Origin of the sequence: Runella sp. MFBS21 (assembly GCF_029433105.1) — a bacterium.
Classification (GTDB): Bacteria; Bacteroidota; Bacteroidia; order Cytophagales; family Spirosomataceae; genus Runella.
Genome location: NZ_JARNTW010000002.1, coordinates 636,652 through 663,643 on the forward strand (window position 1 = coordinate 636,652; position 26,992 = coordinate 663,643).

General features: G+C 38.9%; 21 protein-coding genes and 1 tRNA gene. 7 read left to right on the forward strand and 15 right to left on the reverse strand.

Going from position 1 to position 26,992, the window contains the following annotated elements; genetic code table 11:
* Positions 1–365 precede the first annotated feature (365 nt).
* The 3 genes from P1X15_RS06860 to P1X15_RS06870 all read left to right on the forward strand — a co-directional run bounded on the left by P1X15_RS06860 (position 366) and on the right by P1X15_RS06870 (position 6,611).
* Positions 366–821 (forward strand): TonB family protein, encoded by a 456-nt coding sequence (locus P1X15_RS06860; RefSeq protein ID WP_277337405.1) that lies wholly within the window; start codon positions 366–368, stop codon positions 819–821.
* 444 nt (positions 822–1,265) lie between these two features.
* A complete protein-coding gene (locus P1X15_RS06865) occupies positions 1,266–5,057 on the forward strand; it encodes a T9SS type A sorting domain-containing protein (protein WP_277337406.1) in 3,792 nt (1,263 codons plus the stop codon).
* A 144-nt stretch (positions 5,058–5,201) separates the two neighbouring features.
* Positions 5,202–6,611, forward strand: a complete 1,410-nt coding sequence (locus P1X15_RS06870; protein WP_277337407.1) for a glycosyltransferase — start codon at positions 5,202–5,204, stop codon at positions 6,609–6,611.
* An 8-nt stretch (positions 6,612–6,619) separates the two neighbouring features.
* On the opposite strand, the gene P1X15_RS06875 is transcribed toward P1X15_RS06870, so the two are convergent.
* Positions 6,620–8,287: an amidase gene (locus P1X15_RS06875; protein WP_277337408.1), complete on the reverse strand. Its 1,668-nt coding sequence runs from the start codon at positions 8,285–8,287 to the stop codon at positions 6,620–6,622.
* A gap of 111 nt (positions 8,288–8,398) precedes the next feature.
* Here P1X15_RS06875 and P1X15_RS06880 point away from each other — a divergent pair.
* Together P1X15_RS06880 and P1X15_RS32570 are read left to right on the forward strand one after the other, a co-directional pair.
* Positions 8,399–8,470, forward strand: a tRNA-Arg gene (locus P1X15_RS06880).
* Positions 8,471–8,760: 290 nt separating this feature from the next.
* Positions 8,761–8,922 (forward strand): phage integrase SAM-like domain-containing protein, encoded by a 162-nt coding sequence (locus P1X15_RS32570; RefSeq protein WP_409049675.1) that lies wholly within the window; start codon positions 8,761–8,763, stop codon positions 8,920–8,922.
* A 252-nt stretch (positions 8,923–9,174) separates the two neighbouring features.
* Here P1X15_RS32570 and P1X15_RS06885 read toward each other — a convergent pair whose 3' ends face one another.
* From P1X15_RS06885 to P1X15_RS06945, 13 genes are all read right to left on the reverse strand, one after another.
* Positions 9,175–10,329: a hypothetical protein gene (locus tag P1X15_RS06885; protein WP_277337409.1), complete on the reverse strand. Its 1,155-nt coding sequence runs from the start codon at positions 10,327–10,329 to the stop codon at positions 9,175–9,177.
* A 176-nt stretch (positions 10,330–10,505) separates the two neighbouring features.
* Positions 10,506–10,916, reverse strand: a complete 411-nt coding sequence (locus P1X15_RS06890) for a hypothetical protein (protein WP_277337410.1) — start codon at positions 10,914–10,916, stop codon at positions 10,506–10,508.
* 224 nt (positions 10,917–11,140) lie between these two features.
* A complete protein-coding gene (locus P1X15_RS06895) occupies positions 11,141–11,788 on the reverse strand; it encodes a hypothetical protein (protein WP_277337411.1) in 648 nt (215 codons plus the stop codon).
* 253 nt (positions 11,789–12,041) lie between these two features.
* Positions 12,042–13,649, reverse strand: a complete 1,608-nt coding sequence (locus P1X15_RS06900; RefSeq protein ID WP_277337412.1) for a leucine-rich repeat domain-containing protein — start codon at positions 13,647–13,649, stop codon at positions 12,042–12,044.
* Between the two features lie 320 nt (positions 13,650–13,969).
* The gene (locus tag P1X15_RS06905) at positions 13,970–15,952 is read right to left on the reverse strand and encodes a glycoside hydrolase family 3 N-terminal domain-containing protein (protein WP_277337507.1); all 1,983 of its coding nucleotides are present in this window, start codon (positions 15,950–15,952) and stop codon (positions 13,970–13,972) included.
* Between the two features lie 234 nt (positions 15,953–16,186).
* Complete coding sequence (locus P1X15_RS06910; protein WP_277337413.1) at positions 16,187–16,954, reverse strand: LytTR family DNA-binding domain-containing protein; 768 nt, start codon at positions 16,952–16,954, stop codon at positions 16,187–16,189.
* Complete coding sequence (locus P1X15_RS06915; RefSeq protein WP_277337414.1) at positions 16,951–18,069, reverse strand: sensor histidine kinase; 1,119 nt, start codon at positions 18,067–18,069, stop codon at positions 16,951–16,953. Before P1X15_RS06915 ends, P1X15_RS06910 begins: the two co-directional genes overlap by 4 nt.
* Positions 18,070–18,316: 247 nt before the next feature.
* Entirely contained in the window at positions 18,317–19,039 is a 723-nt protein-coding gene (locus P1X15_RS06920) for an imm11 family protein (RefSeq protein WP_277337415.1), read from the reverse strand.
* A 218-nt stretch (positions 19,040–19,257) separates the two neighbouring features.
* Positions 19,258–19,872, reverse strand: coding sequence for a hypothetical protein (locus P1X15_RS06925; protein ID WP_277337416.1), 615 nt, complete (start codon positions 19,870–19,872; stop codon positions 19,258–19,260).
* 340 nt (positions 19,873–20,212) lie between these two features.
* Complete coding sequence (locus tag P1X15_RS06930) at positions 20,213–21,010, reverse strand: hypothetical protein (protein ID WP_277337417.1); 798 nt, start codon at positions 21,008–21,010, stop codon at positions 20,213–20,215.
* A 66-nt stretch (positions 21,011–21,076) separates the two neighbouring features.
* A complete protein-coding gene (locus P1X15_RS06935; protein WP_277337418.1) occupies positions 21,077–21,283 on the reverse strand; it encodes a hypothetical protein in 207 nt (68 codons plus the stop codon).
* Positions 21,280–21,690, reverse strand: coding sequence for a hypothetical protein (locus P1X15_RS06940; protein ID WP_277337419.1), 411 nt, complete (start codon positions 21,688–21,690; stop codon positions 21,280–21,282). The genes P1X15_RS06935 and P1X15_RS06940 overlap by 4 nt, the downstream gene beginning before the upstream one ends.
* Positions 21,691–21,699: 9 nt before the next feature.
* Positions 21,700–22,854 (reverse strand): hypothetical protein, encoded by a 1,155-nt coding sequence (locus tag P1X15_RS06945; protein WP_277337420.1) that lies wholly within the window; start codon positions 22,852–22,854, stop codon positions 21,700–21,702.
* 173 nt (positions 22,855–23,027) lie between these two features.
* Here P1X15_RS06945 and P1X15_RS06950 point away from each other — a divergent pair, with 173 nt between their 5' ends.
* Positions 23,028–23,255: a hypothetical protein gene (locus P1X15_RS06950; RefSeq protein ID WP_277337421.1), complete on the forward strand. Its 228-nt coding sequence runs from the start codon at positions 23,028–23,030 to the stop codon at positions 23,253–23,255.
* Between the two features lie 114 nt (positions 23,256–23,369).
* On the opposite strand, the gene P1X15_RS06955 is transcribed toward P1X15_RS06950, so the two are convergent.
* A complete protein-coding gene (locus tag P1X15_RS06955) occupies positions 23,370–24,176 on the reverse strand; it encodes a hypothetical protein (RefSeq protein WP_277337422.1) in 807 nt (268 codons plus the stop codon).
* Positions 24,177–24,559: 383 nt separating this feature from the next.
* Between P1X15_RS06955 and P1X15_RS06960 the strand changes: the two genes are divergently transcribed.
* Positions 24,560–26,848 carry a glycosyl hydrolase family 95 catalytic domain-containing protein gene (locus P1X15_RS06960; protein ID WP_277337423.1) on the forward strand — a complete coding sequence of 763 codons (2,289 nt, stop codon included), beginning with the start codon at positions 24,560–24,562 and terminating at the stop codon, positions 26,846–26,848.
* Positions 26,849–26,992 lie beyond the last annotated feature (144 nt).

A 26,992-nucleotide genomic window follows, 5' to 3' on the forward strand; every position in this document is an offset into this window, starting at 1 on the left:
TTTTGGATACAGGTAAAAATACGGGTAAAGCCTGCGCATAAGTGCGTGTTTTTTAAAATAGGTATTTAAGCGGGTAGAATTCAACGCCACATTTGACAATTTTGCCCTGCTCAATAAGAGCATTGCTCAACGTTATGAAAATTATTATCTAAACCTCTATCGTAAAATGAGACGGCTTTCAAAGTCGTCTCTTCATTTCATCCAAATAGTACAATACACTCTAAAAGAAGTTTGGCTATGGCCTGATTTTGGGAAATGGAACATTGGGGTTAAAGAATGCAACATGGGCGTTAACGTGGGCACTGCTTGAGACGTAGGTTTGTATCATAATTTTAACTTTAGTTGAAAATGTTATGAAAAGTTTAATGTCAGCAGTTGTTATGAGTTGGCTCGCACCGCCGCCTACTCAAGCGCAAGAGCTTGCTTTGGTGAACAAACCCACCAAACAAGCAAGTGTAGCTCACTACGCCCCTGTAGTGTCTCATGCCCATTCAAATCCCGACTTGTCGTCACAAGCCGCAGGATATACTCCTTGGTTACGAGACTTTTCGGAACACATGGCCAAGTATGTGGTTTATCCTAGCCGCGGACGCGCTTATGACATCAGTGGGAAGATGTATGTCAGAATCGGTATTACGCCGCAAGGGGTAGTCAAAGTAGTAGGTTTTTTAAATTCTTTAGGGACAGATTTTGAGGAGGCAATTAGGGAGGCTATTGCCCAAATCCCCCAAGATATCATAAAACCTTTGGGGTTTAATATGGTCACTTCCTTACGCGTAGTAGTACCAGTGAGTTTTAAAAGTTCTTCCTTCAAGGAATAAGAATATTGTATTATTTCTAGTTGGGAATATAATATAGTTAAGATTTGGAACATTTGAGTAAAGAAATGACACATTAGAGTTAATGTTTTTTAATGTTTGGCACATTAGAGTAAAAGAATGGGACATGCTTGCTAACACTTTTTTTGAGGTGACTGTACTTTTGGGTAGGTTTTGTGCAGGTACTCCAAACACTAAACACAGAGCTTTACTCAACGTTATAAATTCTTTTAAACCCTTTTCGCTATCTTCTAGCAATGATGTATTTATTGATACCAATCACCCTAGTTGGAATTGGCTATTGGGTTGCTACCGCCAAAAGTCCCAACAAAGAAATGTATGCTCCAGAAGAGTACCTCAGAAGACTGAGGAATCCCCCCAAGTCCTAAGTTTTGAAACTTAGTAGGGGGTCGGTAAAATACATTGACCTTTTAATTTTTTCAGAAAATGATCTTTTCTTCTACAAGAATATGTTGCTTGTGGGGGTTGTTGTTTGCAGTAAATTTACTGTATGCTTCTCCCTACAATACAAAGCGCGTAACTAACAAAAAACATGTTGCCGCTTCTGCTGCTGATACCTTATATATATGGACAGGAGCAGTCAATACCGACTGGAACAACCAAAACAACTGGCTCGTAGAGGGTAGCGTTCCCGCCTCGCCTCCGACATTTGGTTCGATTCAAGGGAAATACACTAAAATTCCCGCACTGACTAACAATAACTATCCCGAAATTACGGCCCAATCAGGAGCACGGGCTCTGCTCATAGAGGAGGACGCCAAAGTCACTATCCTTAATGGTGGGGTTTTGAAAATAATAGGTAGTGCTACGGATGGGGTGCGAAACTATGGTACCCTTACCAACAACGGAAACATGGAGGTAGATTCGGCTTACAACGATGGAGTAGTCAACTATGTAGGAGCTTCGATTGTCAACACCGCCACTTTCACCATTAATAACGGTCTGGGCAATCGCCTCGAAAATCATGGATATATCAACAACAGTGGCACTTTTGAGGCCGCAGGTGGAATCGAAGTTTCTTTTATAAATCACCCTAATGCGAGACTTATCAATACCCAAAGCTTTACGGCAATGGGCGGAACAAATGGTGCCCTTGAAAACTCGGGAAAAATTGATAATTACCAGCAATTCAGCTTAGTAGGAGGGTATTTGGGTACTGTATGTATTAGTTTTGACACATTATATAACCATACTGGAGGAACTTTTTCGATAAATGGGGGAAGACAGAGCCTTCTTGATAATGCCAAATATATCAAAAACGAGGGGACGATGAATATTAGCAGAGTAGGAAATTCGGATGCTAATGTGTATGCTATTATCAATAGGGAGGGGGCTAGTATGTATAATGCTCTTGGTGCCACATTAACAAATACTTCCTTTACTAATGCAGGTTTTGAAAACAGTGGTTATATCAAAAATGAAGGTACTTGGACACTTGGAAGTGTAGGTGGGTCGGCTGAATGTTTAAAAAATACTAGCCAAGGAGAAATTCGCAACGAGGGTAGCTGGGATGTTTCAGGTACTAGTGGAAATGGTATTAGAAATGAGGGAAAAATTTCAAATGGACCCTCTTCTAGCCTGTCTTTTGTTGGTATATCAAATAATCAATCTATTCGTAACTATGGTATATTTTTGAGCGAAGCAGGATGTCATTTGAATATATCAAGCACGGGGGGAACATCAATCATAAATTATGAAGGTGCTACTTTTTGTAATGAATGTAGCACAACGGTTGGCCCTCAGGGTGGGGGCTTTGTTGAGAATTATGGTAGAATGGAGCAAAAAGGCAACATATTGATAAAAAATGCACTTCCAACTTTACTTTTTAATGAAGGTTATTGCTATCTCAATTCAGAAATTAGCAAGTCTGACGGAATAGGAATATCTCAGTTAATATCAAATTCTGATTCTCTAATTCTTGGACCTGAGGCATATTTAAATTTGACTAACACTGCACGTATGTCTAAGATATTGGAAAACAAATCCACAGGCTATGTGTACAATGAAGGTCGTATAGAAGGGTTTGAGCAAATGAATATGGCTATTCAAAATCAGGGAAAGATGATTTTGGCAGCATCATCCTACATCAAAACCAAGGGGGTTGGAACACCTATCACCAATGGTGGTGAACTTCTAAATCAAGGAACCATTTTGTTGGATGATGCGATGACTGGATTTTCCAATACAGGCACTTTTACCAACGAAGGGCATATCAACGTTAACCGATTTGGAAATTATTCATTAAACAATACAGGAACTTTTACGAATAAAGGGCATTTCGAAACGGGCAATTCTACTAAAGGTATCTTCAACGACGGCGGAATCATCGAAAACCAAAACGTGATGGAAATAGATTCGGTCTTTGAGAATGCTATTTTCCAACAAGGTGCCACTAGTACTTTTACCAACACGACTACGGGCAAAATTCACATTGATTTTGTATTCCAAAATGGTATCAAAAATGCCGCTGGTTCTTTTGTCAACAATGGCGAAATCTACGTGGCTCAATCAGATACAGTTGCTTTGGCAGGAGTCGAAAACAGTGGGACTTTTGAAAACAATAAACTAATACGTATCGGAGGAAATGGTAAAATAGGAATGGGCATCAAAAACTTGGGCACTTTCAACAACAAAGCCCAAAGTAGTCTTTATCTAAAAAGCGCAACGGGTTTGGGAATAGAAAACCAAGGTGGCACTTTCGACAATCAAGCCTGTGCGTATATAGAATCAGAACAGGCAATCGTCAATACCTCTGGTACTTTCATCAATGGTGGAATCATTCGCAAACTCAATGACGCCATCGTACAAGCTAGTAGCATAGGCACCAATACGGGGAACGTCGTCAATGAAGATTCAGATGCTTTTACATTTGCGGGAAGCAATGCGCCACTACCAGTATCTATCAGCAGTAGCGATGATGCACTGTGTATCAATAGCAGTCGAACACTTACGGCCACTCCATCAGGAGGTAGCTTCAGTATCACAGGTCCTGGCACTTTGGTAGACAACCAACTGACGGCCACAGGAGCAGGAACTATCCAAATCACCTACACCTTTGTAAGTGCCGAAGGATGTCAGTTTCCGCCTATACAGCAAACAATAGAAGTCCCCGCTTCGCCTATTATCACTAATGTAGCAGTCACACAGCCAAATTGTGGCACTATGGGTAGTATTGTGGTCACGGCTACTGGTACAAGTACTATCGAATATAGCAAAGACAACGGAGCTAATTGGCAAGCTTCTTCAACTTTCAGCAATCTCAGCGCAGGAAGTTATCAGGTAAAAGCAAGGTTTGTTGGAGAAGAGGTATGTACTGTAAGCTACGTTAGCAATCCAGTAGTCCTTCAAAATAGTGGTAGTTTGGGCATTTTTAATGTCACAGGCGGAGGGATAATATGTGCTGGAAGTGGAGGGAATGCTCCCGGTGTGGCGGTGGTACTTAGTGGCTCGCAAGTAGGGGTCAATTACCAGCTCAAGCGGGGAGCTAACAACGTCGGAAATGCAGTAGCAGGGACTGGTAATATATTGGTATTTTCTAATCAGACCGTTGCAGGAGAGTACTCGGTAGTAGCTATGAGCCATGGGGGAGAATGTATGGAAACCATGAACAATTCCGTAACTATAGCTACAGGTACTACACCTACTACTTACACCTTAACAGGAGGCGGCAGCTACTGTGCAGGTGGAGCAGGCGTAGCGATAGGTATGAGCAATTCTCAAGCTGGTGTCAACTATCAACTGCGACGTAGCAATGCCAATATTGGGAGTCCTGTAGCAGGGAGTGGCAGTGCTATTTCTTTCGGTAATCAAACCTTGGCTGGGACTTATACCGTAGTAGCAACGCAAGTAAGTTCGGGCTGTACCCGCAATATGAGCGGTTCTAAGAGCGTGATTGTCTCTAATTGTGCCGGGAGGGAAGGGATAGCAGATTGGTCAAATCAAGATAGCTTTTTTGATGGGAAAAATTGGGCAGTGGTGTCTCCCAATCCTGTTGCAAATCAGAATATTGTGCTAGAACTAAGAGGGGTAGCAGGTCAATCGGTGAAATGGCAACTGGTGAGTCTTCAAGGGAATATCCTCAAACAGCACCAAGTGCAAGTACCGTCTAACTTACATCGTCAGGAAATCAATGTCAGTACTTATAAAGTAGGAACTTATGTGTTGAAGGTTGAAAGCGAAACACAAAAGACTACCCTAAAAGTACTCAAAATAGAATAATATGCTTGAGAACCATGATGTAAGCAAAATGGAGGATGTTCATATCCTCCATTTTCTTTCTTAGATTCTCATTGTAAGCTTTTAGGCTCTGATATGGCAATATAGAAAGTACGTGTTTTTTTGAATAACTTATTTAACTCAAGCATGGATAGATACGCACAGCTACAACTTTCGATTTTAGGGACAAAATCTGCTTTTTCTAAGATACAACGGCCTACGCGTTTTGGGGTGTTGATTTGTTGGATAGCGGTTACTTATGCGGGGATTTTATATCCTTTTACGGTAGGAATGTTACTTTTTAGTATTGGTTTTATCAACTATTTATTGCTGTTAAGTTTTAGGATAAACAATAATTTTTTGTTTAAACCAAAAGCCGTTCTAAAGGAGCCTCAGGTAGCTCTTCTGGAATGGCCGAGTTTTTCGATTATTATCCCTTTAAAAAACGAATCAGCAGTAATCGAGGGGACTTTTCGTGCCATTCATGCCTTGGCATATCCCACCCATCTGAAAGAAGTGATTGTAGTGGTAGAAGAGACGGATGCTGTCACCAAAGAAAGCCTACATAAGCTTACTTTGCCGTCCTATTTCCGTGTTTTGTACATTCCAGAGTTACCGCCTTATACCAAAGGGAGGGCTTTGGTACATGCGCTGAAAATAGCCACAGGCGAGTATTTGACGGTCTATGATGCCGAAAGCCGCCCCGAACCTTCACAACTTCAAAAAGCGGCATGTGCTTTTGCTAATACCAACGAAGAACTATGCTTACAAGCTAAAATCCATATATCTAATCCTAATACAAGTTGGGTAAGCCGTCAGTTTGCAGGAGAATACTACGAATGGTATGAGCGCCACATGCAAGAGTTGTCATCGCAAAAGCTGCCGTTTGGATTGGGGGGGAATTCTTTTTTTGTTTCAAAAGCCAATCTTGAAAAAGCCGGTGCTTGGGATCCTTTCAATGTCACAGAAGATGCAGAATTGAGTGTTAGACTTGTACAAAACAACGTGAAAATCACGCTTTTGGAGAGTGTCACCACAGAGTCATGTCCTGATAAAATAAAAGATTGGATTAATCAACGTACACGCTGGAACAAGGGACTCTTTATCACTCAGTTGGTACATCTAAAAAGTAGTTGGCGTCAGGGTGGTTTTGGACTAGAAGGCTGGTTGAGTTTTTGGGTACCTATGATGAGTGCCGCTATGGTGTCATTTTTTAATATTTACATTCCTTTATACTTAGGACTAAGCGATATACCTTACCCATTGCTTATTTTGATGAATGTGAGTTTGTGGATTTTGTTGGCGTTTAGTTTGGGTTGTTCTTGGATTATTAATTTGAAATCGTATCGTCAATTAGGTATTCAAAAATCAAATTTTGGGGTGTTCTTTGATGCTATTCGGTATTTGTTTTTGCATTTTGCGGCTGGTTTTAAATCGTATGTGGAGTACTTTTTTGCCCCTATGCATTGGCATAAAACCATACACAATGAACTAATTCAACCAACACTTCCTGAGGAGAAATCTCTTCCTCAGGAGGAAGTGTTGGTATCCCCTTAAGCAGGTATTTAGGGCAATTTTGGATGCTTTTTATGCCATGTGGTAGCATCTTGATATACCTTGGCTACGCCCAAAAGCTTGGCTTCGGCGTAGAGTTGAGCTGTGAAGGTAATGCTAGTAGGCATTCCGTTTTTATTGAATCCATTAGGCAGACACACACTTGGATGGCCCGATAGATTGGTATAAGTCAAGTTGCCTCCTGCATAAGTTGGAGTGATATACACTTCCACTTTCTCTTTCTTCAAAATTTGGTACAAATCCTGAATCATCTTGGTTCGGACGCGTTGGGCCTGTACGTACTCTACGGCTGGAATAAACCGCGCCGAACGGAACTCATTGGGCCAGGCATTTTTGATTTGACGTACCATTTGGTCGTCTTTGTTGGTGAGGGTAAGTTCGTCAAAAGCAGCTCCTCCTTCTACGCCAATCGCAATCGTCAAATCTCCCAAAGGATAAGAAGGAAGCTCAAAAGCGACCAATTCGGCTCCCAATTCGCGGAGTTTAGATAGGGTTAGAGAATCATTGGCACGGTTGGGGTAATTGGACTCAAACGCTTTTTTAAGATAGCCAATCCGCATTCCTTTGAGGGTTTTGAGAGGTTCATAGTTAAAGGGCAAATCCCTCACCGTAGCATCATATCCATCTGGCCCTTTGATAGCATCAAAAATCAATGCACAGTCTTCGACCGAGCGCGTCATTGGGCCAATTTTGTCCATGCTCCAGCTCAGGGCCATTGCTCCGTAGCGACTTACGCGCCCAAAAGTAGGGCGTAATCCGGTGACACCATTGACGGTAGAAGGAGAGACAATCGACCCTAATGTTTCGGTCCCGATGGCAAAGGGCAAACAGCCCGCTGCCACTGCCGAACCCGACCCCGCTGAAGAGCCGCTAGCGCCGGTTTTAGTATTCCAAGGGTTGCGGGTCATGCCGCCAAACCATACATCACCCCACGCAAACTCCCCAACCGACATTTTGGCCACTAACACCGCTCCTGCTTTTTCGAGCCGCTGAATCACCGTGGCATCATAGGGCAATTGTTGATTTTTGTAAATATTAGAACCCCAAGTAGTAGGATATCCTTTTTGGGCCAGTAAATCTTTGGCGCCGTACGGAATTCCATGCAAGGGACCCCGATATTTCCCCGCTTTGATTTCGGCATCTGCTTGGGTGGCTTGCTGCATGGCGAGGTCTTCGGTCAAAGTGACGACATTGAGCAAGGTAGGGCTATATTTTTTGAGCCTAGCAATAAAAAATTGGGTTAACTCGACCGAGGAAATTTGTTTGGTTCGAATCAGCGCTCCCAATTCGGCAACTGTATAAAAAGCCAAACTATCGCGATTTAGGGGCATCGTTACTTTTCCTAGATGGCTGGCCTGAAAAGGTTTTTTGGTTTTTTCAAATTCAAAACCAACAGGAACGGGGTCAAAAAGCAGCGCGGGGGCAATGTCGTTGGTGAGTGGTATTTTACGAACTCGCTCAAAACCTTTGAGTTGGTCGTTGAGATTGTCGAGCATAGAGTCTCGTTCGGCAGCCGAAAACTCTATCCCAAATACTTTGGAGGCATAATGGGCTATGTCGGAGGTAATGGGGTTTTCGGCTGGTCGATAGGCCGTTCCGAGTAAAAAGCTGCCTGCACAAGCAGCAATAGCTCCTAAGGAAAGTAAAAGTTTTCTCATTGATTTTTAGGTTGATGATAAAGTAGCACTAATAATAGCAACGATTAAAGCTAGAATGGTGTTTGCAATTTAGTACAAATCTGTATATTTGCAGCCCAATTCGCTCAAAATGCACCCGTAGTTCAATGGATAGAATTATGGTTTCCGGTACCATCGATAGGGGTTCGAGTCCCTTCGGGTGCACAATAAGAAATATAACATACAAAAAATGCCTTAGATTCGTGTCTAAGGCATTTTTTGTATTACCATGCACCACGGTAAACCCAAAAATGTTTCAGTAATGACGGTCACTCCTGAACTCAATAACCGCCCTAATAAGGAGAGATTGCATTCCATTCAAATAGGTATTACCCACAATCGTAAATTAAAGCGCATTGCGTTGGAGTATGCCATCCCAATGCAGCCATTAAAATGAAGATGCTGGAAGCGCAACAGGAAGATTTGCGTAGCCAAATTCCGGTCCTCTAAAAGCAATTTGCAATCTACGCTCAAGCAAGTTTAAGGAGTTTTTGAAACAGGAAGATTTGCTTTTTCCTGAACTGGATGATGATCTTATCAAATCCTACCAACGGCATCTGAAGAAAATCGGTAATGCCACCAATATCATTTGTAATGCCATTTCGCTATCATTTTAAAATTGTGCTTTTGCGGCTCCTGTGATGGTCAGCTCAAGGGCCACTTTCATTTAATAGCAAAATTGTTGGGTAGGAAGGTAAGCTTTGCAAATCAAGCTTGGAATTTGCTATCAAATTGACTATAGATATGGTTACCGCTAACGGTTTCGAGCTTGGCGATGTGGCGGATTTTTAGTATCCCGAAGGCTTTCGGGATTTTATAGAAGCATCGCGCCGGTGACCCGGTTCAGACGCCATATTGCCAATAGGATGTTAGTGGCTGTGATTCTCATTCCAATCAAGTTTTGTGATTTTATTTCCGTTTATAATGAGAACCGATATTTCCCTGTCCAAACCTGTTCCATAATGGTCTAAATTCATAAGAGTAAAGTTTCCATATTTGTTTGTAACGGGGTGGTGAGTGTAAAAATCGTCAAAAAATAAAGCATTTACAATTTGAATTTCATTATCCTTAATTTCCGCAAGGAAGGTTAAGTTAAAAAGATGAACCAAATATAAAACTTTGTCTTTGTGGTTGAATGAAGAAAATACCTGTACTCCATATAAATCAAATGTTTTTTTGAAGGCATTTGACTTGTCACTATAACCAATGGCTTGTCCCTTAAATGTTTTTCCAACTTCATTTGGTTGTGCCAAAGTTAGTTTTGTCGGGTCAGGTATGGTTTTTAATTCTGTTGAGCCACCACCGTGTCCTAAATGAGCTAAAACATTATAGCCATTTTCATTTTTAATTATCGAGTTAGCACAAGTTGATTCAGTGAAAAAGGTTTTTAATGTTGATTTTTCAAAAAAGTAAACCGTCCCGCCCCATTCTCCAAAACAGTCGCCAAACACAATAAATCTATTGTCTTCAAATAGTTTTGGGCGATTTTTTAACGGAAATTTATTTTTTGATTTAGTCCATTTATTGCCATTCCAAAGATAAATTGAATTTCCTGAAAGCCCACCTAACTGATTGTTAATTATCCAATGATAATTGAATTGTTTAGTATTTAACTTGTTTTCTAATTTTGTATTTCGTTCAAAATTGTCAAGATTAAAACAAGCAAATTTTCCATTTTCAAAAAGAGAAACGAGTGAATTGTCATAAATAACTGAAAAGGAATTTGGGAAGTTTTTTACATTGTTTTTTTCTTCACCTTCATTTTCATATTTGTCTGTGAAGTATGGATTTTTAATAACAATATGATTTGTATCGAACTCAATGTAGTTGTCGCTTACGGAAACCTTAAATTTCTCTTTGTAAGGACTTAAATATAAAGTGTCTTTTGTTACAGAAACTTTTTTCCAAGTTTGCTTTCGGAAATGGTCAATAAGTTTTTTCTCAAAATTCAGTTGTTTGTTTTGAGCAAACGTTGAAATTGAAAGCCCGAAGCTTAATATTATGTAGAATAGTTTGTTTGTCATAGCCACTAACGTTAAAGCATTGGCGATGGTGGGGTCAGCTCAATCCCGAAAGCTTTCGGGACACATATGCCCAATAGAATTACAAATTCGGACGGCCGATGCCATTGAGTTTACAACTGTCAGCCCCACTATTGCCAATACGATGTTAGCTGTTCGGGCTTTGTTTTATTATCAGTCTAATCAATTTGTCGGTAAATTAACCCTTGACTTGCTAACTCATTTTCCTTAAGTGGACTAATGAATGCAATTCCAAAATCAGCAACATCACCATTTATATCACAAAAATGTCTATCTCCTTCATATCCGCTATTTTTTAGAATATCATTTAGTCCTGCTAGTAAATTCTCAGAGTCCACGTAATCCGAGATTATTCGGACAGAAAAGTTTTCCTTTCTACCGTTCACTACCAACGTAAATTTAAACTCATCGTTATTCTTTTCTCCCACGAAACTGTCAAGAGTTAACAATCCTTGTGAAATTGCAAAAGATTTTTCAATGGTCTCTTTGTAATCATTAGCTTCTGATATGCAATCTGGAAGGTCAATGAAGTGTTCATTGTCTAAAATAATGTCGTTGAAATAATTCATAATATTAAATTTATTAATTGATTTAATTGATTTTGGTCAGTTGTCTGCCTGACAGCTAACGGATAGGGCTTTGCGACGGGCGGGTTTACAAGCACAAATGCCCAAGTTATTACTAAAATTCAATTGAAAAACTAATATTGATTTTTGCACTCAGCCCACCTGACGCAAAACCCGTGTTAGCACTTCGCCCTTCTTTTGTTCTTCTGTTTGTTATTTTTTTAAGTCTATTCATTTTCTCTTTTATAAATTTCTCCATTCAAACTATTTAGAATAGCTGTCTTTAAGTCAAAATTGTCAGAATATGAGTAAACTGCATTAGTTAATTTCATTTCACCAAATTTTGGATGACCATTTCTGTCGTTGCCAATAATTTGTCTATGAGAATGGGCTTGTGTAATGTCACCTTCTGAAATAGTCAGGAAAATCATCAACAAAGTTTCCAGAGGAAGGAAAAACAATGCATGTTTTTTTGTCTTGTCCGAATTAATTAAAAAACCGTCAAGTCTGTCAGAGCTGTCAAATGAAAAGACTAATGAAAAGCTATGAATTATTTGGTTAATAATAAATCTCCAATCTTTTTCTGTTTTTGTTACTTTGTCAAAGTTGTAAAGAGTGTCAATTCTGTGCCAGTTTATATGGTCAACAATTGTTCCCTTGCTTTCGGAAAATTCCAAATTTTCTTTCTTTGTCAAAAAGTCTGGTAGTATTTTCTGTGCATCATCAAGTTTCCTGATTATGTAAGCACCTATCATTAACGCTTTTTCAACTTTTACCTGGGATTGTTCAGTAATTCGTTTTAAATGTCTGAACTTAGCAATTGTCAAAAAGCTATTGTATAATTCCTTTTTCCAAAAATAACTTTCATGTATCATTATTTCTTATTTCTGTGTCCTCTTTCAGGGTGAGTGCTAACGAGCAGGTATTGCTGCAGGTGGGATATTTTATAACGTCCAGCCTGGAACCGATGCCCAATTGAAAATATAATGTTGAAGTTAACAACAAAAAGCCAAATTGAAACTCGTCTGCCCGAACAAAAGTACAGCGATGCAAACAGCCGAAGTTTCAACGTCCAGCCCCACTTGCAGCAATACCAATGTTGGCTGTTCGTTTTTCTTCACAATAATTTTAAGTTCGTTTGTGAATGGTCTCGCTAAAGAATTTCCCACTTGTTGCTACAAAATCATGAGTTACATTTTGAAATGTCATAGTGTCTAACATGTTTTTCCCATCAAGCCATAACTCCTTTAAACTAGGAAACTGGTAGATGTCAATGATTCTAATATTCGTGCCCCTAATGTCAAGTTTTTCAATGTTCGGAAAAGTAATAGCTTTTGGGAATTGAGTTATCGGATTCATTTCAATTATTAAAGTTTTTAGATTAACTAAATTCTCTATTGAATCAGGTATTTCCGTTAATCCTGAATCTGCAATTTGTAAAAATTTTAAGTTCGGCAACATTGAAAGCTTTTCGATTGTGTCAATTATGTCAAGTTTAGGTTGCTTACGAAAATTTGCAACCGTAATATGTTTTAGCCTTCCTATTTTGTCAGAAATCGTTTCAAGCTGAACTTGATAGCAGTCAAAAATATTCTCGATTTCATCTCCGTATCTCATAGAGGCATAAGGAATCATTCCTGTCTTCGGTTTTACAAGGAAATAATTTCTCCTAATTGCTTGAGAAAATACCAAGAATTCCGCTGAAGCAATTGCAGGGTTTTCATATAGAGCCTTATGAATGTACTCTTGGTCCTTCAAGTAACTGTCCTTCCAGTTTTCTTTTACTTGGGATAGTAAATCAGATGGGGCATATTTCTCGAGTTGCTTTTTTGCAGCTTTTCTAACTTTTGAATCTCTGTGAAAACAGCTAAGATTTAAAATGTACGAAAGCGTATAATTATTTATATCACTTTCTATTAGAGCATTAACTGATTGTTGTACTAACAAATCATCTTCACTTATCAAAGTATTAAATATTGTATCTGCTCTCTCTAAAGCAGATAAATCGTTATCAATTAATTTGATGTTTACAGAATGGTGTGCGACAATTGTTGAATCCGTATTCTTATTTTGCTTTTTAGATTCTATTTCCACAGAAATATTTACATCCACTTTTGTTCTTTGAATTGAAACTAATTTGTATCGATGTGCTTTTTCAAATGGCTCAATATTCCAATAAGATTTGCCTAAGACTACATCTAATTGTTTCCAGATTATTTCAGAAGCATCACTTGTATTTTCTTCAACTTTCAATTTTTCTCCTTCATCGGACATAATACTATCATTCATTGCCATGAATGAACGCCTCAATTTGCGTCCCTCACAATAGTTTAAATTAAATGCCATGGATGTCTCTGAAAGAGCGAAAGTTAAGGTGTCGCCATTTTCTATACTCCATGGCTCAACGCACAAATCCATGTTTATAAAAAGCAATGTTCCTTTTTCGCTGAAATAAATATCACATACTTCCTCTTCTTTCCAATTTTCTGATGCCTTTTCAAAATTTATTTCTTCAATAAAGCTTAGTGTTAAACCAAGTTGTTTTTGTAGTTCAATTAAGTTGTTGTTAAAGTTAATATTAGTCGCAATTCCAGATATGTTAAAGCCCATGTCTTGTCTATGTTTGTTAGTAGTAAAGAGTCGGTTTAAAATGACAGCCAACACAATATAGCCGCAACCCTTTCGCCTACACCCCAAATATACCCACTTTCCATAAAATGTACCTAATGATTTCATAGGATGTTATGTAAATTTTTTCCCAAAGTGGGTAAAGGCTAAACAGACATAGTGTTTTTAGTTCAAAATCGCCCATTTTGCTTTCAAAACCAAAAGGCTGCACTCAGTGAAATAGGGCAGCCTTTTGGTTTTTTATAAGGGGGTACTTCTTTTTGTAAATACGATTATATGAATCTACGAAGTTGTTCGGGTGCATAAAAAGAAGTCATACATGACAAAACCCAAAAAGCGTTAGATAAGTCTCTAACGCTTTTTGGGTTTGATTCCTAACTTGAGAATTTAATGGCAAGTAATTAATAGTCCGTTGATATGGCTTAGTATCAATGATAACTTAAGCCTTCTCCAAATTTGAACAATGAATAACCCTTTGGTTCTAGCATACCGGGTACATCTGATTTGTTTTCTTCTACGGCCTGCTGAGAAGTGGGAATGGTAAATGGTAATTTACCTGTTGGGTTAAATTTCCCACTTATAACGTCCAAAAGGGCATCGGTAGTGGTGCCAAAGGTTGCTATGATGGTTTTGGCCGCCTCACTGTTAAGTTCATCTAATACCCATGGACTTGAAAAATTGATGGCTAACACCGTAGGTTTGCTTTTGAGGGTTTCGTTTACGCGGCTTATGTCAATTTTGTTTTTTGATAAACCTAATTCAATGGGCTTATTGGCTGAGGCAAACAAACCTCCAGCACTTGGAACAAGCCACAATACGACTATATCAGCTTCTTCTTTTGTCATTACAAATTCCAAGGCTTGGTGAGGAGAAGTGGGTTTATAAACTGTAATTGGGTTAGCAACTCGACCATTGTCGTAATGGGTTTCAAAATAAACCTTTGTTTTTTGGGCTAATGGAAGAATTTTCGAATCATTTTTTAAGAGAACGATGGATTTACGTAAAGCCAACTCGGCTTTTTCTTGGAAAGCGGTACTGCCCACCGTAGTTTGTGCTTTTTCGGGGTCAACGTAAGGATTCTCAAATAGACCTAATGCAAATTTCTCGGTCAATAAACGTGCGACAGACTCATTGATTCGAGTTTCTGAGACCAGTCCTTGCTTCACTACATCTTTCAAAATAGTGGGGTCTGCGGTACCAGAAAATAAGTCTACTCCTGCTTCCAAGGCTTTTTGGTAGCGTTGAGTCAAAGTGAGCTGTTCGACCCCCCAAGGCATCATTTCAATGGGCCCCGTGTCAGAATTGACGATACCTTTAAATCCCAATTTTTTGCGTAAGAGGTCTTGAATAATGGCTTTGTTATAAGAAAAACCCACTTCTTCAAATCCCTTTCCCTTAGGGCTTGAATAATACGGCATGATAGCCGAGGTACCAGCTTCAATCGCCGCTTTAAAAGGCTTTAGATGATATTCAAACATGCCCCCTGGGTAATGTGCATATTTTCCCCAATCAAAGTGCGAATCCAAGCCTTTTTCTTGAGGCCCACCCCCCGGAAAATGCTTCGTTGTCATCGCTACCGAACTGGGGGATAGATGCGTTCCCTGAAATCCTTTTACAATCTCCCCTATCATGGCGGCACTCCAATCGGCATCTTCTCCAAAAGTTCCTTCGATACGCTGCCAGCGGGGTTCGGTTGCCAAGTCGGCCATGTACATATACCCTTTGCGCAGCCCCACTGCCGTCCATTCTTGACGCGCAATCTCTGCAAACTCTCTTGTAAGTTTTAGATCATGCATGGCCGCGAGTCCTAGCTCTCCGGGCCATTTTGAAAACGCCGTAGTTCCCACACTCAATCCAATGGCGGCATCAATCGTGATGTGATTTCGGGGGTTGGAGGCCACAATCGCCGGAATTCCCAAACGAGTGCTTTCGCACAAATCTTGCAAATGATTAGCCCATTCGGCTATGGTTTTTGCGGGTGGATTGGCACGAAGTATAAAGTGCCGTAAGTGGAATTCTTTTACTCCTTTGGTAGTACCCGCAGCCGACATAATAGGCACCGTGAGGGGCTTTCGAGTAAACATGTTGTTGGGTTGTACCAAATCTTCTTCATTGAACTTGCTGGTGATTTGAGTTCGTGCCCCTCCCTGCTGAAAGGCGTTGTCGCCCGCCATTCGGGTGGTACTAATAAGCATAAAGCCTACCTTTTCTTCTATCGTCATTTGGGAAATCAAATCCTGTACGCGTACCTCTGGCGACAGACGCCAATCTTCGTAAGGATCGAGCTTTTCATTTTTATTGAGATCCTTGAAAGTTAGCCCGTCTTTGAGGATTATTTTTACGGAACGATAGCCTAAGGTAGGTTGCTGGGCTAAGAGGAAGCCTATTGAATAGGGGCCTATCATCCCCATGACTAAAGCTAGAATTTTTTTCAATTGAATCATCAGGTTAAAAGTGCAATGTCTAACAGAACCATACTATTGAGTCTTCTCTATTCGCCAAAACGGACGTTTTTGAGCAATGAATCTTTAATAATATTCCCTCTCTTTCAAGTAGAAAAATAAAAAAGACTCAATGACTAAATCAGGTGTCTGAAGCAACTTTTCTGATGCTCAAAAATATGGGTCATGAACCAAACCCCGTGATTATTTGCCTAGCCACTCCTTAAAATTGGGTACTCGGTCGGCGCTTACGTATATTTCTTGTAGCAAGGTAGGTTCTAATTCTAGTTTAAGTTTACCTCCAAAAAAAGAATGGGCCGTTTGGATAGCAGATAAGGAAACCAACAATGAGCGATTGACCCTGAAAAACAAATAAGGGTCGAGGATTTGTACTAGCCTATCAAGGCTGTAGTCGATAGGCCATCGTTGTCCTTGGCTAGTAATCAAAAGTGTAACCCTATCTTCATAGAGAAAATAAGCAATATCTCTGACGTTGATACTGCGGTATTTTGAACCTAAAGACACCATAAAACGGTCTTTGTAAGCACTATATAGAGGGGGTTTAGTCGGATGCGTAGGCGCAGGTGGTATCAATGCCGATTGAGATGCTCCCCAATACCTTTTAAATTTGTCTAAAGCCTCACCAAGCTCAGTGGCATCAATTGGTTTTAGCAAATAATCAATACTATAGTGTTTAAATGCCTCTAAGGTATATTGGGGATATGCCGTCGTAAAAATGATAGGAATTGAAAGTTTTAATTCCTTGACAATCCGAAATCCTAAATCATCTTCTAAATGAAGGTCAAGAAAAATAAGGTCTGGTTTAGAAAAAGAAGCTTCCCCAAACCATTGGATACTCGTATTGACTGAGCGCAAGTGCGCCAAGACTTCAATTTTTGGATCATAATTATGGAGCAATGTCTGTAGCCGTTGGGCAGTCAAAGTTTCATCTTCTATAATCAATACTTTCATGATAAAATAGGTATTTTAACAACAAAGATATCTTCTGTTTCTTCTATCAATACGGGGCTGTTGGTCAACAATCGGTAGCGATCGATGATATTCTGTAATCCTAACCGCGTGGAGGGTTCGGGGACTTGGCGTCGCCGAATAGTGTTATGAATCATGAGATAGTTTTCGAGCATATCAATCATCACAATCAAAGGCTCTTGCAAAGACATCTGGTTGTGTTTTACCGCATTTTCTACCAACAACTGTAGTGTCAATGGGGCAATGAAATAATTATTGGCCTCTTTTTCGGATATATGAATGTTTACTTGAAACCTTTCTTCAAAACGCATTTTGAGCAAAAAAGTATACGTATTCAGAAAATCTAACTCTTCGTGCAAACTAATACGCTCATGCATGCTTTGCTCCAAAATATAGCGATATGCTTTAGAAAGATGGTGAATAAATTGAACGGATAATTGAGGCTGTGTTTCGACCAATGATGCCAAAATACTGAAATTATTGAACAGAAAATGAGGGCTTACCTGATTTCTGAGCGCAATATTTTGCATTTTAAGGTGTAATTTCTCCATTTGCTCCGCCTTAAACTCCGCATCTTTTAGCCTTAGATAGGCCCTTCGATAAGACGCAAGGTAAAAAGCAGAAAGTAGCGCCATAATAGTTAAAGCATTGAGGGCATTTTTTAGGGGAAGTTGGCGAAAGTTTCGATAACTCACATTCCCTTTTGTTTGTCTCTGTACTATTCCAAATTGAGTTTCGAGTGCCGTTTCAGTCCTAGTCCACAAGAAGCGAAAACCTATATTGAAAATAAGGGCCATGACACACGCAATGATAAAGGTCGCTACTTGAATCGGAATTTTAAACTCCATGAGAAAGGCCGTGCCAAACCAATCAAACAATTGATTTTGGAGCCATTCGATAAAAAAAATCCAAATGAAAAAAAACAAGGCAATAACAATAAACTCCATAGTCCACAGTGGTACACGCTCCCATGATAGCTGCTGACGGATATCAGGGATGAGGGCGTACATCCGTAAGGGCATATAAAGCACTGACATGCTTAGGGCTAGTCGCCCTATTTGGCGGAAAGTTAGATGGTAGGTGGTAGGACTATTCATGGTGCCTAAAAATAACATTTGCTAACGTACGTTGCACCATCAAATGTAGCAGTGAGCTTGTCTATTTACAACTATTGTAGGTGTATGTTTTGCTCTACATCGTAGTTTGGTTCCACGCACTTAATTACAGGAGCTGATTTTAAAACCGAAAAAATCTAAATTCCTCTTTTTCACTTTGATAAAGTTTTGCTGATGAATCACACTGCACCATGGTTTCAGTATAAGAGGAAGACACGGGCTTATAGGTTTACGGATTCAGGAATGTGATGGTACGTGGACTAATGTCTTCAAACTTCCAGCCTTCTGTAAGTTCTGCTTTTACTAAGGCCTCTTTTAGCGGTTCACTCACTATTTTAAATAATTCTCGACTGATGAAATAATCGTAGAACTTATCCAATACAAAATCATGTATATTCAATACAGATTCTCTTTTGAAGTATTTTAGCCTTACGTCATAGTAATCATCTTCATGATTAATTGCTAATTCTAAAGCCGATTGCACAATTCCACTTCCGCGCTCAGAGTAGGTACATTGCTCGTAAACAATTTTTGTTTCTTTCCCCAACTGAAAAAGGTAATAATCTAACTTTTGGCCTTGATACATTAGCTTTGCGGGGTAAAACTTATGCCGAGGAAGTTGGAACTGACTGATGGTTTCTTTGAAACGTTCAGAAACCAAAAAGCCACCTCCAAGTGTAAAGACCCCATACATATCTAACTTTATCCAATCAAATTTTCTACGAGAAGAACCATCCCCTAATAAAAAATAATCAAAAACAGGAGCATTTTCAACAATATGGTAGTCTTGTATTGTTTTTTCAATAGGAATATAATTGGTATCACCTTCTTTGGAGCCGTACGCCATATATTCTAACCCTACCATACCTTTGGTTAAATAGGCACCTGGGAATACTTTTCGTTTGGGATCATTATCTCTACAAATACCATTTATAATTTTAAAGAATTTCATTGGCAATTAATTTTAAGATGGCTCAATTTTTGGTTAGCTTTTATACACCGCGTTCAGTATTCCACGCACCTATTTTCACTAGCTGATTTTAAAACCGGAAAAATCCAAATTCGTCTTTTTTACTTTGATAAAGTTTTGCTGATGAATCACACTACACCGTGGTTTCAGGTTTGTGGAGACACAAATTACGGATTAGGAATGGGATAACCCGCAAGCTATTATGCTTTTGGGTGAATTTCAATTCGATAATTTTTCATTTCAAGACTGCCCTCTTCCCAATAAAACCCAACTCTATTCTCCATAAGTTTTATTTGAGTCAATTTTAAAATATCCCAAGGAGTAAATATTTCATCAGGTTTATCTAAGAAATAGGAGACTTCACAAGGCCAATCCTCATCTTCTATGTCTTCTTTTTTTAAGGCATTTAACCAAATCATTTCTTCTTCAATAGGTTCGCCGTACTCTATAATTTTTCTGATATCATTCTCAGTGTTTAGTTTAAACCGTTTAGTAAAGTTATTGGTAACTACAGAGTACCCTACATAGCAATCGTCGGTATCAATGATTCCTATGATACATTCAGGATTACCAAAATAATCAAATAGCTCTTTTTCTAATGGGGATATCCCCTCTTGAAAAAACAATGAAGATAAGGCATCGTTGAAAATAAGTATCCCTGTGTCGTACCTATCAATAGTCGTATTATGAATATTTCTATCGTAAGTATGCGATGCCTCAATATTGCTATTACTAGCTAGAAAAGTGGCAATTTCATCAAGATTGTAATCTTTTGATTTTGTTGGTATTGCAATACCATATACATTCCAGCCCATTTGAAGATTTTTTTAAGTTAAGTGATAGGTTGGGTACTTCTGTCTGCTAAGAAAGAAGGCTTTCTTTAATAAAGAACTACCAGTTAAGTCAACTACCCAAAAAAATTTCAAGAAGAGTCTTTTGTGTCCCTTCACCCCTGATTTTACCTTGTCTTTTGCATCATCCCATTTTCTACACCATGTTCTGTGTCCCGCAAACCTATTGGCATGGCACTAGCTGATTTTAAAACCGAAAAAATCCAAATTCGTCTCTTTCACTTTGATAAAGTTTTGCTGATAAATCACACTACACCGTGGTTTCAGTTGTGGAGACACATGAGGATAACTGTTTAAAAAGCGTTTAGATAAGATTTTGGATGGATGATTCTTTTTCAAAAATGTGTAAAGTACCACCACTGTCTAAGACATAAAGTCTATCGCCGTCTATTTGTGGGGCTTGGTGAAAACTAACACAAGAATATGCATCTAAACGAGGCATTGTTAGATATTCTAGCCAATCTATAGTAAGCGACAAACGATTGAAAGTTCCTAGGATTTCTATTCCTAATTCGCTACCTGATGCGATAAAATACACATACTCATCCGTGTAGCAACAGTGGGTGATACTATAAGGCTCTTCTGGATTTTTCCATAGTATTTTTACCTCTTGGGAAGCTAAATCTACCTCAAAATAATACAGATATTTAAGCAAATAGAGTTTATGGTTTTGTATATTCCAATAATAAGAACCAGTAAACCATTTTGTAATGTGAAAATAGGGGGCAAAATCAATTTTCCACAATACTTTTCCTGTTGCGACATCTAATCCTAATAATTGCTCACCTGCCATCCAAACCAAAAGTATATTTTCTAATATTCCAATAATTTGCTGAATATGAGCAGGTTTTGGGCCATCAAATTGATACCAAATATAAGAAGATAGGTCAGACTGCCATTGGGATAAACCATTCGTTCTAACTATACTAATAAGGTTAGAACTATTACTGCCTAAATAAACATTATTAGTAGATTGTAACCCTATAGTACCCCAATAATTATTATTAACCCAGCAAAAATTCATTGCATTTAAATCAAATAATCCTATTTCTCTATGTTTATCTTTATTTTTCATTAATGCAACAATCTTACAGTCAATCATATTTATATAAGGATTGATATTTATATATTGATAATTGTTATTCTTGTATTTGTAAAGCTCTTTTTTTTAAAAATTTAAGCCTATTATTTCATTTTCGTCTTCCCAAAATATATTTGTTTTTGAAGTAACCATTAATGAATTGAAATCGTTTTTAAATTCATAGAATGCTTTTGGGTTTTTTGCTTCATATATTTTGTTTTGAGTATGAAAAAAAAAGGTATTACTGATAAGTGCAATACTTTTAATGTTAAGAATTTCACTTACTTTAATCATGTTGTATAGTATTTAATGTTAATAAATCCATATAATCGTTTTTCAAAAGCATTGACTGAATTTTCAAAGTCATCCAGATCGTTAACCGTTAAATCATCTAACTCAGACCAAAATAAAGGTTTAGTTTTTAGAATATTCCCAACTTCGACTCCTTGGCACTGAAACATTGTTTTGAAAATATTTTTTACGTAAGCATCGGGGTCTGGCACACCGTATTTTACTAACTTTTGTTTATCAGAAAAGTATCTTAATTGGCTCAAAGAGTTGATATTTCGTAAATAACATAAAAATTGTCCATAACTGCCATAGTCAATCGAGAAATTGTAGAAAGAAGATTGGGAGCGATCACATTTTAATGGTGAATCTTCTTCATCATTATCACGAGGTGTCCAGCTTTTAAATTCCACAAGACTCTATTATTGAAAATTAACATCTTGTTTTTCAAAAATATGTAATGTTGCCTGATTATCTAAAACATACAGATTATTTGAAGAGACCTCTATTTGCATTAAGATTCCGCTATCATCAAATTCATAAACCCAGTCGATTTTCAGGGTTTGACGATTGAGCGCAGCAATTTGGGCTTTGGAGGCATTGTCTACAATAAAATAGATATGAGTATCATCAAAGCAACTACGAGTAGCCCATGCTTTTAGTTGTACCAAAGAAGTCCCCTGCTTAAAAGGGGTAATGCCTCCATATAGGGCATACTCATCTATCAAATCATAAATTTGGAGTTTTGGGGCTTGTAAATCCACTTCATAATATTGATGATTATGTACGCCAAAGAGTTTTTGGGTGACTTCATCATAAAAAGTATGAGGATGTTCGGGCAAATCGGTTTGGTGATAAAAATCGTATTGTTTGGTTTCGGTATTTTCACCTTCCATTTTGATAATTTCAGCGTCTTTTTCTTTAAAAACATGAAGTGTTTTACCCGTTTGGGTATCTATGCCCATTATCACTCCCTTCGAAATATCTAACCAAAGTACATCATTTACTACGGTTATGGCACGTCTGATAGCATATTCTTCCCTATAAGTTACGCCATGCGTTTGCCTTCTCCATATACCAATATCCGAAATGTCGTTTGTCCATACTGTACCATTTTCAGATAAGCACTTTATCAAATACGATTTTTCTTGAAAAATTATTCTATCTTCATAAAAATAATGTGGATATAAACCTTCTTTTCCAAAACTAAAAGACTTTATTTCTCTGTTGTTAATATAGTCGAATATAATCCAATTGTTAACTACTTTGTTTTCTATATATTTCCAATCTTTTGAAGCCAGACATAATCCTTCTTCTTTTATTATAAATGAACCAAGTAGACATTCTAAGTGTGCTTGTTTTTTTTCAATGTCATATATGATGATTTTTTGATTTGAGTTAATAGCGAGCCTTTTTTCATCCCAAAATGAAACACCAAATGTGGAGAAATTGAAACTTAACAAAGTGTCATTTAGTGATATTTTGTTAAGTTTGAAATGAAAATATACAATATGATTCCTTTTCTTGTTGACATAAGGGAATTCAATATTGTTGATTTTATCTTTAAATTTATACATATCTAATCTACATTTACAACTATAAAAATTTTATTGCCAAGTAACGTAATCCAATCATCATAAATAGCTCTTTGTATAGGTTTTTATAATGATAATAAAAGTGGGTCAATAATTCTAAAAAGATTTTCTCGTAAGTTATTGTTTCTCCAAATTACCTCAAATATTTCATCTTTTTGACTACCTTGCAAGAGTTCCTGCATTTTGGCTTTGCCTTGTATGATATTGGTTTTTCGTTCATTGAACACATAACTACACCATTTTCTGTGTCCCGCAAACCTATTGGCATGGCACTAGCTGATTTTAAAACCGAAAAAATCCAAATTCGTCTTTTTCACTTTGATAAAGTTTTGCGGATGAATCACACTACACCGTGGTTTCAGGGCTGTGGAGACACGGATTGAGGCTGTCATATCATTTCACAAAAATGCCTTAGACGCTAATCTAAGGCATTTTGTAAAATGTCGAACGGAGTCTCTCACATTGTAGCCTGTTGAGGTTACAATACGTCATTCTAGCTATTTACAACTATTATAAGTATAAGTTTTGCTATAAGTGGCAATACCTGAGCCATCCAAAAAGCGCGTGAGAGATTGTTCCGTAAGCGGAAAATCCTGCTCGTTGTAAGTATAAGTATAGGTTGTTTCTCGGGTAGCTTTGCCCGCCACGTATTCTACGCGCTTGGTGTAGTTGCCGCCCGCACCGGCCACAAAAAGCGGTACTTTGATATAATCGCCATAGTAAGTCAAGATACTAAAAGGCCATCCCTCAAAACCATCGTGTACGGTTTTTTTGTTGTCAAAATCGCTCAACACATTGCGATACACTTCCTGATTAGTGGCAGTATTGGTAGTGATGGTTTCGATGATATTGCCTTGGGCGTCGCGCTTGATGGTAGTTTGCAGCCCTTTCGTATCCGTTATTTTAGAGATACGTTTGTTGGCGTCGGTTTCAAAAGTAAGGGTATAATTAATATAGGCTGGCTCTACGGTTTTGTCTACTACGAGACTGCGCAGTGCTCCGTCCGAAGTGTAGGTCAAGGTTTCTTCGACGGCACCATCTATGATTTTTACAAGTCGGTTGTTGGCATACGTATATTGGGCATTGCTCGCAAATTGCAGCTGTCCAGTGGTGTTGTCTTTGAGTGAGACGCGCAGCCCTTCTATCAGTCCGGCATTGTTGTAAGTATATTCTAATTTATAGGCATCATTTACACCAGTTTCGCTGCTTATAGGGCAGAAGTAGGTCGGTACAGGCGCAGGTTCTTCTTTGGGATTGCACGAAAAAACCAAGACAATAGAGAGTAGTAATGCTATTTTGTACATTAGGCGAAATGGTATGTTGATAACTTTAAAAACGAACTAACCTCATTTTTCTTTTGCCCGAAGCTAGGAATAAATCATTATGAATGCGCCACAAGAAAAGTAATTTTAGTTACGTTAAAATTTTATCACCACTAACTTTTCTTAGGAATATGTTTAATATTTTTAAAAATATTGAAGAATATAAAGGGTAGGGTAGTGGCATTATTAGTAGGTATTTTGGAGGTGTATTTGTTTTATTATCAGTGATTTAAGTTTTTTTGACAAAGAAGTTGGAGAGGTTTTTTTAATGTCTATTAGGAGATGGTCGCTCGTAAACGACCTTGTGACACAAAGGAGAAAATGAACGAAAAGGCCTTACTTATTATAAACAATTTTTGAGAAAAATGACCAACCGTTTCGTCTATTTATTTTTGAGCATATTTTTAGGGACAGGGGCAGCGCTATCTGCCCAAGTCGCTGCCAAACACGATTTGGTGTTTGATAAACTTCCTACGCGTTGGGATGAAGCCCTTCCGCTAGGAAATGCTTTTATGGGAGAGCTGATTTGGCAAAAAGGCGATAAACTCCGTTTTTCGCTCGACCACGCCGAACTTTGGGATTTGCGTCCGATGGTAGGAATGCGCAAGCCAGAGTTTACTTATAAGTGGGTACAGTCGCAAATCAAAAAAAACAATTACGCGTTGGTGCAGCAGTATGGGGATATTCCTTACGAACGTGAGCCTGCTCCAAGCAAAATTCCGGGTGCTGCGCTCGAAATCGACTCCAAAGAGTGGGGTGAGGTAACAAGTGCGCGCGTCAATATTGAAAAGGCAACAGCAGAAGTCAAATGGTCCAATGGTGCACAGCTAAATTCTTTTGTACATGCCAATCAGCTTTTGGGGTATTTTCGCTTAAAAGGCGTTAAAACCTTTAATATCAGCCTTATTGCTCCCAAATACGAAGGCGAAGTGGACAAGACCGCCGGCGGCTCGGTAGCAGGTGATGATTTGGCAAGGTTGGGCTATAAGCAAGGAAAAGTAGTAGAGGGGGCCAATTCTTATACCTACCGCCAAGCAGGTTGGGGGGGATTTGAGTATGAAGTAAGTGTACGTTGGAAAAAAACGGCTACCGACACTTGGGAAGGAGCTTGGAGCATCTCGGCTCATTATCCTAATCTGCCTAAAACCGAAGCTAGTAAACAAACTACCACGGCTTTGTCGTTTGACAAAGCGCTGGTGTCGCATCAGGCTTGGTGGAAAAACTTTTGGGCCAAATCTAGCATCAAGATTCCAGACGAAATCTTAGAAAAACAATATTATTTGGAGCAGTACAAATTTGGAAGTACGGCTCGTAAAGGTGCACCTCCGATTTCGCTGCAAGCCGTATGGACCGCCGACAATGGACGCCTGCCGCCTTGGAAGGGTGATTTTCACCACGACCTCAACACGCAATTGAGCTATTGGCCGAGCTATGCCGCCAATCACCTCGACGAAGCGATTGGTTATATTGAGCATTTAGAACAAAACCGAGAAGCCTATCGAGACTATACCAAATGGTTTTATGAAACGGAAGGAATCAATGTGCCAGGCGTAACCACCCTCACAGGCGTAGCTATGGGAGGCTGGATTCAGTACTCATTTTCGCCTACGGTATCGTCGTGGTTGGCGCATCATTATTATCTTCAGTGGCGATATAGCATGGATCGGGAGTTTTTACAGAAAAAAGCGTATCCTTGGTTTAAAGATGTAGCTACATTTTTGGCGGCCAATACCTTTATGAATGAAAAAGGCAAACGCCAACTACCCATCAGCTCAAGTCCCGAAATCAATGACAACAGAGTGACGGCGTGGTTTCATGAAAACACTAATTACGACTTGTCGCTGATGCGCTTTACATTTGAAAAAGCCGCTGAGCTAGCGCAAGAGCTGAATCTATCTCAGGAAGCCGCCTATTGGCGCAGATTTTTGAGCGAATTTGACGGCTACGCCCTTTCTGAGAATAACGAACTCAAGTTTGCACCTTCTTTGCCTTACAATCAGTCACATCGGCATTTTTCGCACTTGATGGCGATTCATCCTTTAGGAGAAATTCGCTGGGAAAATGGTGAAAAAGACCAAACAATTATCAAAAATACCATCAATTTGCTCGAAAAAATAGGCCCTGATTGGTGGTGTGGCTATTCGTATTCTTGGATGGGCAATCTCAAAGCACGTGCCAAAGATGGCGAAGGTGCTGCTAAGTATTTGCGTACTTTTTCGACGGCTTTTTGTTTGCCAAACTCCTTCCATGCCAACGGTGACCAAACCAAGTCGGGCTTGTCTAAGTTTACCTATCGGCCTTTTACTTTGGAAGGCAACTTCGCATTTGCGGCGGGAGTGCAAGAGATGCTTTTGCAAAGCTATGCGGGCTTTATCGAAATTTTTCCTGCTATTCCTTCTTCTTGGCAAGGAGCTTCTTTTACTGATTTGCGTACTGAGGGGGCCTTTTTGGTAAGTGCCGTTCGGGAGGCTGGGCAAGTAGACGCCGTGACTATCAAATCCGAAAAAGGCGGTAAAACACGCCTTAAATTGCCCTTCAAAACCTATTTGATTAAGTCTCAAAAAGGAGCTACTGTCAAGAAAACAGAAGAGGGGTTTGTGGAATTGACCTTAGAGAAAAACGGATTTGTGATCCTCAAAAATGGCTACGAATAATCTTAAAATGAATACCAATTAGATTTGAAAAGATACCGTTTTGATAGAGTAAAGACAAGGTTTATGCCTTAGAGTGGGGCGTAAAAGGCTGTTTTTCTGGATATAGTGAATGTCTCAAAATCATAGATAAAAAATTGATGATTT

Excerpts from the sequence above, each read along its gene's own strand:
- P1X15_RS06860 (WP_277337405.1), top strand. The coding sequence starts at position 366 with ATGTCAGCAGTTGTTATGAGTTGGCTCGCACCGCCGCCTACTCAAGCG.
- P1X15_RS06865 (WP_277337406.1), top strand. The coding sequence starts at position 1,266 with ATGATCTTTTCTTCTACAAGAATATGTTGCTTGTGGGGGTTGTTGTTT.
- P1X15_RS06870 (WP_277337407.1), top strand. The coding sequence starts at position 5,202 with ATGGATAGATACGCACAGCTACAACTTTCGATTTTAGGGACAAAATCT.
- P1X15_RS06875 (WP_277337408.1), bottom strand. The coding sequence starts at position 8,287 with ATGAGAAAACTTTTACTTTCCTTAGGAGCTATTGCTGCTTGTGCAGGC.
- P1X15_RS06885 (WP_277337409.1), bottom strand. The coding sequence starts at position 10,329 with ATGACAAACAAACTATTCTACATAATATTAAGCTTCGGGCTTTCAATT.
- P1X15_RS06890 (WP_277337410.1), bottom strand. The coding sequence starts at position 10,916 with ATGAATTATTTCAACGACATTATTTTAGACAATGAACACTTCATTGAC.
- P1X15_RS06895 (WP_277337411.1), bottom strand. The coding sequence starts at position 11,788 with ATGATACATGAAAGTTATTTTTGGAAAAAGGAATTATACAATAGCTTT.
- P1X15_RS06900 (WP_277337412.1), bottom strand. The coding sequence starts at position 13,649 with ATGAAATCATTAGGTACATTTTATGGAAAGTGGGTATATTTGGGGTGT.
- P1X15_RS06905 (WP_277337507.1), bottom strand. The coding sequence starts at position 15,952 with ATGGGGATGATAGGCCCCTATTCAATAGGCTTCCTCTTAGCCCAGCAA.
- P1X15_RS06910 (WP_277337413.1), bottom strand. The coding sequence starts at position 16,954 with ATGAAAGTATTGATTATAGAAGATGAAACTTTGACTGCCCAACGGCTA.
- P1X15_RS06915 (WP_277337414.1), bottom strand. The coding sequence starts at position 18,069 with ATGAATAGTCCTACCACCTACCATCTAACTTTCCGCCAAATAGGGCGA.
- P1X15_RS06920 (WP_277337415.1), bottom strand. The coding sequence starts at position 19,039 with ATGAAATTCTTTAAAATTATAAATGGTATTTGTAGAGATAATGATCCC.
- P1X15_RS06925 (WP_277337416.1), bottom strand. The coding sequence starts at position 19,872 with ATGGGCTGGAATGTATATGGTATTGCAATACCAACAAAATCAAAAGAT.
- P1X15_RS06930 (WP_277337417.1), bottom strand. The coding sequence starts at position 21,010 with ATGATTGACTGTAAGATTGTTGCATTAATGAAAAATAAAGATAAACAT.
- P1X15_RS06935 (WP_277337418.1), bottom strand. The coding sequence starts at position 21,283 with ATGATTAAAGTAAGTGAAATTCTTAACATTAAAAGTATTGCACTTATC.
- P1X15_RS06945 (WP_277337420.1), bottom strand. The coding sequence starts at position 22,854 with ATGTATAAATTTAAAGATAAAATCAACAATATTGAATTCCCTTATGTC.
- P1X15_RS06955 (WP_277337422.1), bottom strand. The coding sequence starts at position 24,176 with ATGTACAAAATAGCATTACTACTCTCTATTGTCTTGGTTTTTTCGTGC.
- P1X15_RS06960 (WP_277337423.1), top strand. The coding sequence starts at position 24,560 with ATGACCAACCGTTTCGTCTATTTATTTTTGAGCATATTTTTAGGGACA.